Consider the following 10,931-nt stretch of genomic DNA (forward strand, 5'->3'; position numbering starts at 1 on the left):
GGGGTGGCCAGGGCCAGGGCCAGGGTGGTTTTGAGCAGCAGGGCTTTTTTCACGACGTTTCCTTCAAGTGGAAGTGAGATGTGTGGACTGAGCACTTTCAGGTACCTGCTCCACGGGGTTGGTTGGCCCAATGTTACGAAACGACACGACCGATGGCAAGCTAACAATAGGAAAAAATTCACATATCTCAACAACTTACGGCGACTTTGTTACCCAACGGTCGAAAACTTTAGACGAATGGCCACAAAAATGTTCAAGTTCTGGAGCGGTTTGCCGAGCTCGTACTTTTTGCCAGCAGGTGAGACAACGGAAGTGCACTCGCCGACTTCACTTCGCCCAGAGAAAAACTGGTGTGCAGGTCCTTCACGTTGGGCAGGTTGAGCAGGACCTCGCGGGCGAACTGGCTGAAGTGGTTGAGGTCGCGGCTGACCACCTGCAGCTCGAAGGTGCCGGAGCCGCTGATGTAGTGGCAGGACACGACCTCGGGAATCTCGCGGATCGCGTTCTCCAGCTTGCGCGTGACGTCGCCGCTGTTGCGGTCGGCGTCCAGGCGCACGAAGGCCAGCACGCCCAGGCCGATCTTTTCGCGGTCGATCTCCGCGCGGTAGCCGCGTATGAAGCCAGCCTCTTCGAGCGCACGCACGCGGCGCCAGCATGGGGCGGCCGAGAGGCCCACGCGCTGGGCCAGTTCGGCGTTGGTGAGGCGGCCATCGCTTTGCAGTTCTTGCAGGATGGTGATGTCGAACTTGTCGAGTGTTTCCATGGGAGCCTCTTCGGAGAAAGAATGTTGCTTGATCATCGATAAATCGGGCATGAAACGCAAACACCTGTCGCGCGACGGGGCATACACTGTGCGCCACACTGGAGCCGTGTGCCTACGAGGCGCACGGCGTCGGCCCATGAAACGCCCACGAGGCGACCCTGCCCATCACGGAGACACAACGATGAACGCCCCCCTGCCCGAACACATCCGCCGCGCCCTGGAAACCGTGACGCTGGACGACAAATACGCGCTCGACCAGGGGCGCGCTTTCATGAGTGGCGTGCAGGCGCTGGTGAAGCTGCCCATGCTGCAGCGCCAGCGCGACGCCCTGGTGGGCAAGAACACCGCGGGCTTCATCAGCGGTTACCGCGGCTCCCCACTGGGTGGCTACGACCAGGCCTTGCAGAAGGCGGCGCCCCACCTCAAGGCGCAGAACATCGTGTTCCAGCCGGGCGTGAACGAAGAGCTGGCCGCCACCGCGCTGTGGGGCACGCAGCAGCTGGGATTTGCGCCGCCCGGCACCAACAAGTTCGATGGCGTGTTCGGCATCTGGTACGGCAAGGGCCCGGGCGTGGACCGCTGCTCCGATGTGTTCAAACACGCCAACATGGCGGGCACCACGCCATGGGGCGGCGTCATCGCGGTGGCCGGGGACGACCACGTGGCCAAGAGCTCGACCGCCGCGCACCAGAGCGACCACATCTTCAAGGCCTGCGGCCTGCCGGTGTTCTTCCCGACCTCGGTGCAGGACATTCTGGACCTGGGCTTGCACGCCATTGCCATGAGCCGCTTCAGCGGCGTGTGGGCGGGCATGAAGACGATCCAGGAGATCGTGGAGTCCAGCGCCACCGCCGTGATCGACCCGGACCGCGTGAACATCGTGGTGCCCGAGTTCGTGATGCCGCCCGGTGGCGTGCACATCCGCTGGCCCGACCACGCGCTGGACCAGGAAGCCCGCCTGTTCGACTTCAAGTGGTATGCCGCACTCGCCTACATACGCGCCAACAAGCTCAACCACAACGTGATCGCCGGTCCGAACGACCGCTTCGGCATCATCGCCAGCGGCAAGGCCTACAACGACACGCGCCAGGCCCTGCTGGACCTCGGCCTGGACGACGAGACCTGCCGGCGCATCGGCCTGCGCCTGCACAAGGTGGCGGTGGTCTGGCCGCTGGAAGCGCAGACCACGCGCGAATTCGCCACCGGCCTGCGCGAGATCCTGGTGGTGGAAGAAAAGCGCCAGGTCATCGAGTACCAACTCAAGGAAGAGCTCTACAACTGGCGGCCCGACGTGCGCCCCAACGTGCTGGGCAAGTTTGAAGAAGCCGAGGGCGATTTCAGCGGCGGCGAGTGGTCCATGCCCAACCCGAGCGAGCGCACGCTGTTGCGTGCCAACGCCGACCTGTCGCCCGCCATCATTGCGCGCGCCATTGCCAAGCGCCTGAAGAAGATGGGGCAGGTGCCCGAGGATGTGATGGCACGCATCGACGCACAGCTGGCCATCCTGACCGCGCAGGAGCAGTCGATGCAGACCCTGCTCACGCAGGGCGTGGCCGGTGCCGAGCGCCAGCCCTGGTTCTGCTCGGGTTGTCCGCACAACACCAGCACCAAGGTGCCCGAGGGTTCGCGCGCCATGGCCGGCATCGGCTGCCATTTCATGACCATCTGGATGGACCGCGCCACCGTGGGCTTCACCCAGATGGGGGGCGAGGGTGTGCCGTGGGTCGGCCAGCAACCGTTCAGCCACGACCAGCACATGTTCGCCAACCTGGGCGACGGCACCTACTTCCACAGCGGCCTGCTGGCGGTGCGCCAGAGCATTGCCGCCGGCGTGAACATCACCTACAAGATCCTCTACAACGACGCCGTGGCCATGACCGGCGGCCAGCAGGTGGGCGAGCGCCCCGAAGGCCACAGCGTGGTGCAGATTGCGCAGAGCATGCGCGCCGAAGGCGCTGTGAAGATCACCATCGTGACCGATGAGCCCGAGAAGTACGCAGGCGTGAAGGGCCTGCCGGAGGGCATCTCCATCCAGCACCGCGACCTGCTCGATGCGGTGCAGCGCGAGTTCCGCGAGATCAAGGGCACAACGGTCATCATTTACGACCAGACCTGCGCTACCGAGAAGCGCCGCCGCCGCAAGCGGGGCACGCTGGTGGATCCGGCCAAGCGCGTGGTGATCAACGAGCTGGTGTGCGAGGGCTGCGGCGACTGTGGTGTGCAGTCCAACTGTCTGTCGGTCGAGCCGCTGGAGACCGAATTTGGTCGCAAACGCACCATCAACCAGAGCAGCTGCAACAAGGATTACTCGTGTGTGAAGGGCTTCTGCCCGAGCTTCATCACGGTTGAAGGGGGCCAGCTGCGCAAGAAGGACAAGAAGGGTGCCGCGCTGGAATGGACCGGCGGTGCGCTGCCGGCCCCGGTGCTGCCGGTGCTGGGCTCGGAAGCCTGGGGCGTGATCGTGGCCGGTGTCGGTGGCACGGGTGTCATCACCATCGGCCAGCTGCTCGGCGTGGCCGCGCATCTGGAGGGCAAGGGCATCGTCACGCAGGACGCGGCGGGCCTGGCGCAAAAGGGTGGCGCCACCTGGAGCCACGTGCTCATCGGCGCGCAGCAGGACGACATCCGCACCACACGCGTCTCGGCCGCGTCGGCCGACCTGATCCTGGGTTGCGACCCGATCGTGAGCGCCAACAAGGAAACCTGGGCCCGCCTGCGCGCCGGCCGCACCCACGTGGCCCTGAACGTGAGCGCCACACCCACTGCGGCCTTCGTGAAAAACCCCGACTGGCAAAACCCGGCGCAAGCCTGCGTGGACGCGCTGGTGAACAACCTCGGTGCCGAATCCGTGGGCGCGTTCGACGCTGAAACGGCCGCCACGCGCCTGATGGGCGACAGCCTGTACACCAACCCCATGATGCTGGGCTACGCGTGGCAGAAGGGCTGGCTGCCGCTGGAACTGGCCTCGCTGATGCGCGCGATCGAGCTCAACGCGGTGCAGGTGGACAAGAACAAGGCGGCCTTCGAGTGGGGCCGTCGCGCAGCGCACAACCCGCAGGCCGTGGCCACGCTGTGGCAGAAGGCCGGTGCCGGCGAGCAGGTGATCCAGTTCAAGAAGCGCGAGTCGCTCGACGACCTGATCGCGCGTCGGGTGGAGTTCCTCACCGGCTACCAGAACAGCGCCTACGCCGCCGAGTACCAGCAATTTGTGGCCCGCGTGCGCGTGGCCGAGGCCCCGCTGGGCAAAACCACCCTGAGCGAGGCCGTGGTGCGCAACCTGTTCAAGCTCATGGCCTACAAGGACGAATACGAGGTGGCCCGCCTGCACAGCGACCCGGCCTTCCACGCCCGCCTGGCCAGCCAGTTCGAAGGCGACTTCAAGCTCAAGGTGCACCTGGCACCACCGCTGATTGCCAAAAAGAACGAACGCGGCGAGCTGGTCAAACAGCCGTTCGGCCCCTTCATGTTCACCGCTTTCAAATGGCTGGCCCGCTTCAAGGGCCTGCGCGGTACCGCGCTGGACATTTTTGGCCGCACCGAAGAACGCCGCACCGAGCGCGCGCTGATCGGTGAGTACCGCGCCGACGTCGAGGCGCTGCTGGCCCAGCTGGCCGCGACCAACCTGGACCTGGCGGTGGAGATTGCCCGCATTCCCGAGCACATCAAGGGCTTCGGGCATGTGAAAGAGCGCAACCTGGCCGCGGCGCGCACGCGTCGCGAGGGCTTGCTGACCCAGTGGCGCCAGCCGGCCGGCTTGAGCGTCCTGGCCAAAGCCGCCTGAGCCAGCGGTCATCCGCCCATCCCTCTGACACACCCCCCGGCATACAATCGCGGGTTGTGTTCCAGCGCCCGGGCGCCGCGTGATGCGGGGTCCGGGCGCTCGGCCTTTTTCCTGTTCCTGAACCTGTTGGAGACCGCCTGTGTTCATTTCTTCCGCTTACGCCCAAGCCGCCGCCGGTGGCGACACCCAATCCACCATCCTGGGCATGCTGCCGCTGGTGCTGATGTTCGTGGTGCTGTATTTCGTGATGATCCGTCCCCAGATGAAGCGCCAGAAAGAGCACAAGGCCATGGTCGCGGCCCTGGCCAAGGGCGACGAAGTCGTCACCGCTGGTGGCTTCCTCGGCAAGGTTTCCAAGATCGGCGAAATCTACGTCGGTGTGGAACTTGCCGATGGCATGGAAGTCCAGATGCAGCGCACCGCCGTGGTTCAGGTGCTGCCCAAGGGCACGCTGAAAAGCGTCTGACGGTGCGATGGGGCGGTCTGACCGCCCTTCGCGTTGTTGATCAGACCCGCAACCGATCCCGCTGACACATTTGCGGCCTCCAGGGCCGGCATCACCATGAACCGTTACCCGCTGTGGAAGTACGCGATCATCCTGGTCGCCTTGCTGATCAGTGCGCTTTACGCGCTGCCCAACCTGTTCGGTGAATCGCCCGCCGTGCAGGTATCGGCGGCGCGTTCGACCGTGCGGATCGACAGCGGCACGGTGACCCGGGTGGAGCAGGCGCTTGCGGCGCAAGGTGTCCAGGCCGGGTTGATCCAGCTGGATGCCAACTCGGTCAAGGCCCGTTTTGAGAACACCGACGATCAGCTCAAGGCGCGAGACGCGCTGGAAAAGGCGTTCAACCCCGATCCGGCCGAACCTGGCCACGTGGTCGCGCTCAACCTCCTGCCGCGCACACCCACGTGGCTGATCTCGCTGGGCGCTTCGCCCATGTACCTCGGTTTGGACTTGCGCGGTGGCGTGCACTTCATGCTGCAGGTTGACATGCCCGCGGCCTTGCAGCGCCGAGCCGATGTGCTGGCCGCCGACTTGCGCAGCGCCCTGCGTGAAAAAGGCGTGCGCCACGGCGGCATCAGCCGCAGCGGGCGGACCATTGAACTGCGGGCGCCCGATGCCCAGACCGCCCAGGCGGCCAGCGACCTCATCCAGGACCAGTTTCCCGACCTCGACGTGAACGAGACGCCCGACGGGGCCGGCGTTCGACTGGTGGCCACCATCAAACCCGAAGCGGCGCGCCTGGTGCAAGACCAGGCCTTGAAGCAGAACATCACCACCCTGCACAACCGGATCAACGAACTCGGCGTGGCCGAACCCGTGATCCAGCAGCAGGGCATCGACCGCATCGTGGTGCAACTGCCCGGCGTGCAGGACACCGCCAAGGCCAAGGACATCCTGGGCCGCACCGCCACGCTGGAAGTGCGCCTGGTGGACGAGTCCTCCGACGGTCAGGCAGCCGAACGCGGAACCGGCCCGGTGCCCTTCGGCTCCGAACGCTACCCCGAGAGCAGCGGTCAGTTCGTCATCGTCAAGCGCGATGTGCTGCTGACCGGCGAAAACCTCACCGATGCGCAGGCCGGCTTCGACAGCCAGACCCAGGAAGCGGCGGTACACCTCACGCTGGACGCCAAGGGCGCCCGCATCTTCCGCGACGTGACCCGCGAGAACGTCGGCAAGCGCATGGCGATCATCCTGTTTGAAAAGGGTCGCGGCGAGGTGGTCACGGCCCCGGTGATCCGCGGAGAAATCGGCGGCGGCCGGGTGCAGATCTCGGGCGCCATGACCAGCGTGGAGGCCAGCGACACGGCCCTGCTGCTGCGCGCCGGCTCGCTCGCCGCGCCCATGGAAATCGTCGAAGAGCGAACCATTGGCCCCAGCCTGGGCGCCGAAAACATCGCCAAAGGGTTCAACAGTGTGATCTGGGGCTTTGCCGTCATCGTCCTGTTCATGTGCGTGTACTACGCACTCTTCGGCATGTTCTCCAGCATTGCGCTGGGCTTCAACCTGTTGCTGCTCGTGTCGCTGCTGTCCATGCTGCAGGCCACACTTACCTTGCCCGGCATTGCCGCCATGGCTCTGGCGCTGGGCATGGCGATCGACTCCAACGTGCTGATCAACGAGCGGGTGCGCGAAGAGCTGCGCCGGGGATCGTCACCTCAGGTGGCCATCAACACCGGTTACGACCAGGCCTGGGGCACCATCCTGGACTCCAACATCACCTCGTTGATCGCCGGCCTGGCGCTGCTGATCTTCGGTTCCGGTCCGGTGCGCGGTTTTGCGGTGGTGCACTGCCTGGGCATCGTGACCAGCATGTTTTCTTCGGTGTTCTTCTCGCGCGGTCTGGTCAACCTCTGGTATGGCCGACAGAAAAAGCTCAAGACCGTGTCGATTGGCACCGTCTGGCGCCCGGATGACAAGACCCCCGCCGTCAAGGCCGACTGAACGAGGCACCGCATCATGGAACTCTTCCGCATCCGCAAGGACATCCCGTTCATGAAGCACGCGATCGTGCTGAACGCCATTTCGTTCATCACCTTCCTTCTCGCGGTGTTCTTCCTGACCACCCGGGGTTTGAACCTCTCGGTGGAGTTCACCGGCGGCACCGTGATGGAGGTGGCTTACGAACAGCCCGCCGATCTGGAGTCGGTGCGCAAGGTGATCGAAGGCCTGGGCTATGCCGAGGTGCCGGTGCAGAACTTCGGTACTTCACGTGACGTGCTGCTGCGACTGCCAGTACAGGCAGGCAAATCGTCGGGCGAACAAAGCACCGTGGTGTTGGCCGCGCTGAAGGCGCAGAACCCCGGTGTGGAACTGCGCCGCACCGAGTTCGTCGGGCCTCAGGTCGGGCGGGAACTGGTGGAAGACGGCCTCAAGGCCCTGGGGATGGTGATCGCGGGCATCATGATCTACCTTGCCTTCCGCTTCGAGTGGAAGTACGCGGTCTCGGCCATCGTCGCCAACCTGCACGACGTCATCATCATCCTGGGCTTCTTTGCCTTCTTCCAATGGGAGTTCTCGCTGGCCGTGCTGGCTGCCGTGCTGGCGGTGCTGGGTTATTCGGTCAACGAGTCGGTGGTGATTTTCGACCGCATCCGCGAAACCTTCCGCAGACAGCGCAAGATGAGCACGCAGCAGATCATCGATCACGCCATCACGTCGACCATCAGCCGCACCATCATCACGCACGGCTCCACCCAGATCATGGTGTTGTCCATGCTGCTGTTCGGAGGCCCGACGCTGTTCTATTTCGCCCTGGCCCTGACCATCGGTATTTGCTTCGGCATCTATTCATCGGTGTTCGTGGGTGCCGCCATGGCGATGTGGCTGGGCATCAAACGGGAAGACCTGATCAAGTCCAGCGGCAAGAACGAAGGCGATCCGGATGATCCCAACGCCGGTGCTGTGGTTTAAGCGCGAAGACTGCGTGGGGCATACCCTGCAAGGTGGATCCAACATCTGGACGCTGAATCCTTTCGTGTCATACTGAATTCATTGTGTCGCCGCCCGATCAGCACGTCTCCTCCCTGGCCAAACAGGCACGTGAACTCTTCGTGGTTCACGTGGGTCGTGCCCTTCCCGAAATGGTCAAGGCCTGCGACACCCGCCTGACCGCCATCCTCGACCAAGCCGGCTCGGCGCGCGACATGCAGGCCCGGCGCGACGCCTGGACCGCTTTCCAGAAACACCAGACCACCTGGCTCAACCAGAGCCGCAAGGCGCTGCAGCGCACTTTGCTGCCACGCACCTCCAGCACCGGTCAGCCCATCAGCCTGTCGGGTGCGCTTGAACTGGTGGCCGAGGGCGCCATCGACGACCAGATCATGGCGTCTCGCCTGGCCATGCGCGTGCTCGAAAAGGCGTCCACCGAACTCAACGAGCTGCGCCTGCGTGTGCAACATCTGGAGAAGCGCCAGGAGCTGTCGCGCGGTGACGTGTTGCTCCCCGACGTGACCGCCCGCATCCTGGTGGACCAGTGGCTGGAGTCCGAGATGACCCGCGATGCCTGGGCGCTGGTGCAGGACGCGCTGGCACCGGTCATGACCATGAAGCTGCACGACGCCTACAAGGCGGCCAACGAATTTTTGGTGGCCAGCGGCGTGATGAAGGAAATCGACCTGCAGGCGCTGGTCAGGCGCGCGCCCGGTTCGCGAGCCGAAGGCGGCCCGCCCGCGGCGCCCCCCCAGTCCAGCCCGGTGGGGACACGTGTCCCACCCGGCGGCGCTGCTCGCCCTGGTGGCGCCGGCGCCGGGTTCCGACCCGCGGGCGCACATCCCGGCATGGACCCAGGCGCTGGTCCGAGTTCGGGCGGGAGCCAACGCGACTTCAGTGGTTCCGGCCCGGCGGGACGCCCGAGCACGCCGAGCTCGTCCAGCATGGGTGTGCAGGACGAAACCCGCATGATGACCAGCGCTTCGCCGTTGGCCCGTGCGCGCATGCGGGCGCAAGGCGTGGTGGGCCGTTTGCGGCGCATGCTGATCGACAAGGTCGGCGGTGACTTCGAAGCCACGCAAATCCTGCCGCCATCGCCTGGTCTGGCGCAGGCCATGCAGCGTGTGGTGCCGGGCGACAGCGCTGGCGCAGGTTTCTACGTGTCAGGCAACAGCCGCCCAGGTGCCGTCTACATGGATGCCACGCACGTGGAAAAGGCGGCGGTGGTTTTGCGCCAGCGCACGGCCGAACTCAAACAGGCCGCCAGCACCCCCACGGAGAAAGCCACCATCGAGGTGGTGGCCCTCATGTTTCAAAGCATTCTGGCCGAGGAACGCATCCCGCCGAGCGTGCGGGTGTGGTTTGCCCGGCTGCAGATTCCGGTGCTGCGCGTGGCACTGGCAGAGCCCGAGTTTTTCAGTGCCTTGCAGCACCCGGCCCGTCGCCTGATCGACCGCATGGGGTCGTGCGTGATGGGCTTTGAGTCCAACGTCAGTTCTGCCGCCCTGGAGGCCGAGATCAAGCGCGTGGTGCAGGTGATCGAGCAATACCCTGAGACCGGCCGGCGTGTCTTCCAGCTGGTGTTCGACGAGTTCCAGAAATTCCTCTCGACCTACCTGAGCGAACAGGGCAGCGCCAGCCGATTCGTGAGCGTGGCACAGCAGGTCGAGCAAAAGGAAACCTTGTCGGTTCAGTACACGATCGAGCTGCGCAAGCTGCTCGACGAAGTGCCGGTGCGTGACGAGGTGCGCGACTTCCTCTTCAAGGTCTGGGTCGATGTGCTGGCGGTGTCCAGCGTCAAGTACGGTCTGCGACATGAGGAAACCAGTGCGCTCAAACAGGTGGCCTCCGACCTGCTGTGGGCGGCCAGCGCCAAACCCAACCGCGACGACCGCGCCCGCGTGATCCAGCAACTGCCGGCCTTGCTGCAGCGCCTGCGCCAGGGCATGGGCCTGCTGGGCTTCACCACCGGCATGCAGGACCAGCACATCAAGTCGGTGAGTGACACGCTGGCCGATGCCTTCATGTCCCGCACCGAGGCCATCTCTCAGGAGCAGCTCGACAACCTTTCCGACCGCCTGGCCAACCTCGAAGAGTATTTGCCCGCCAACGGTCTGGGCGACCTGGACCTGGACAACGAGAGCATCGAAATGATCACCGGCGTGGACGCCAGCAACATCGAAGTGATCAACCAGGGCGGCAGCCAGCCCAACGAGGCCATGCGCTCGTGGGCGGTCGAACTGCAGATCGGTTCGTGGTTTGGTCTGGACCACAACGGCAAGCTCAACAGCGTGCAACTGGCCTGGCGCAGCCAGCGCGGCCAGCTCTACCTGTTTGTCACCAACGGCGGCCGTTGTTTCCTGATCCAGGCCACGCGGGTTGCGTCGTACCTGCAGGCCGGCTTGCTCGTGCCGAGCGAAGAAGAGGCGCTGACCGTGCGCGCCACGCGCGACGCACTTTCGAAGCTCGACGCCAACCCCGAGCGCCTGCTCAACTGAGCTGGGTCAACCCTTGCGGGCCTGTTCGTACAGGCCTTGCACGCGGGGCACGTTGGCCTCCAGTTCGCGGATGCGGTTGGGGCCACTGGGGTGGGTGGACAAGAAGCCGGGGCCCGCCCCACCGCCAGCCGACGCCATCTTCTGCCACAAACTCACACTGGCCTGCGGCCGGTAAGCAGATCGGGCCGCCAGCTCGAGGCCCACCAGATCGGCCTCGGTCTCGTCTTCGCGGCTGAACTTGAGCGTGAGCAGCTGTGTCCCCAGGTTGGCCGCCACATCGCCCAGCTGGCCCAGACCAAACAGTTGCGCGGCGATCGACAGGCCGATGCTGGTGGCGCTGCTCTTGGCCACCCGGGCCCGCGCGTGTTCGCGCAGCGCATGGGCCATTTCGTGGCCCATGATCATGCCGGTTTCGTCGTCGGTGAGCTGCAGCTTTTCCAGGATGCCGGTGTAGAA

7 protein-coding genes are annotated in these 10,931 nt (G+C 64.9%); 5 read left to right on the plus strand and 2 right to left on the minus strand.

Translation table 11 applies throughout. The features are described from left to right. Nucleotides 1-253: 253 nt before the first annotated feature. Entirely contained in the window at nucleotides 254-763 is a 510-nt protein-coding gene (locus tag Q0C59_RS15880) for an Lrp/AsnC family transcriptional regulator (RefSeq protein ID WP_291217250.1), read from the minus strand. Between the two features lie 181 nt (nucleotides 764-944). Here Q0C59_RS15880 and Q0C59_RS15885 point away from each other — a divergent pair, with 181 nt between their 5' ends. The 5 genes from Q0C59_RS15885 to Q0C59_RS15905 all read left to right on the plus strand — a co-directional run bounded on the left by Q0C59_RS15885 (nucleotide 945) and on the right by Q0C59_RS15905 (nucleotide 10,475). Then, complete coding sequence (locus Q0C59_RS15885) at nucleotides 945-4,544, plus strand: indolepyruvate ferredoxin oxidoreductase family protein (protein ID WP_291217252.1); 3,600 nt, start codon at nucleotides 945-947, stop codon at nucleotides 4,542-4,544. A 139-nt stretch (nucleotides 4,545-4,683) separates the two neighbouring features. Beyond that, entirely contained in the window at nucleotides 4,684-5,010 is a 327-nt protein-coding gene (gene yajC, locus Q0C59_RS15890) for a preprotein translocase subunit YajC (RefSeq protein WP_291217254.1), read from the plus strand. Nucleotides 5,011-5,106: 96 nt separating this feature from the next. Then, nucleotides 5,107-6,990, plus strand: a complete 1,884-nt coding sequence (secD, locus tag Q0C59_RS15895; RefSeq protein ID WP_291217256.1) for a protein translocase subunit SecD — start codon at nucleotides 5,107-5,109, stop codon at nucleotides 6,988-6,990. Between the two features lie 15 nt (nucleotides 6,991-7,005). Next, on the plus strand, nucleotides 7,006-7,959 hold the full coding sequence (gene secF / locus Q0C59_RS15900) for a protein translocase subunit SecF (protein ID WP_291217258.1): 954 nt from the start codon (nucleotides 7,006-7,008) through the stop codon (nucleotides 7,957-7,959). An 83-nt stretch (nucleotides 7,960-8,042) separates the two neighbouring features. Continuing rightward, a complete protein-coding gene (locus tag Q0C59_RS15905) occupies nucleotides 8,043-10,475 on the plus strand; it encodes a DUF1631 family protein (RefSeq protein WP_291217260.1) in 2,433 nt (810 codons plus the stop codon). A 6-nt stretch (nucleotides 10,476-10,481) separates the two neighbouring features. On the opposite strand, the gene Q0C59_RS15910 is transcribed toward Q0C59_RS15905, so the two are convergent. Next, a partial coding sequence (locus Q0C59_RS15910; RefSeq protein WP_291217262.1) for a M48 family metallopeptidase occupies nucleotides 10,482-10,931 on the minus strand: 450 nt, incomplete at its 5' end.

The sequence above is a fragment of the Hydrogenophaga sp. genome (assembly GCF_022844385.1).
Taxonomy (GTDB): domain Bacteria; phylum Pseudomonadota; class Gammaproteobacteria; order Burkholderiales; family Burkholderiaceae_C; genus Hydrogenophaga.

Bases quoted from the DNA above. Each gene is read 5' to 3' on its own strand.
- Q0C59_RS15880 (WP_291217250.1), bottom strand. From the start codon at position 763: ATGGAAACACTCGACAAGTTCGACATCACCATCCTGCAAGAACTGCAA.
- Q0C59_RS15885 (WP_291217252.1), top strand. From the start codon at position 945: ATGAACGCCCCCCTGCCCGAACACATCCGCCGCGCCCTGGAAACCGTG.
- secD (WP_291217256.1), top strand. From the start codon at position 5,107: ATGAACCGTTACCCGCTGTGGAAGTACGCGATCATCCTGGTCGCCTTG.
- secF (WP_291217258.1), top strand. From the start codon at position 7,006: ATGGAACTCTTCCGCATCCGCAAGGACATCCCGTTCATGAAGCACGCG.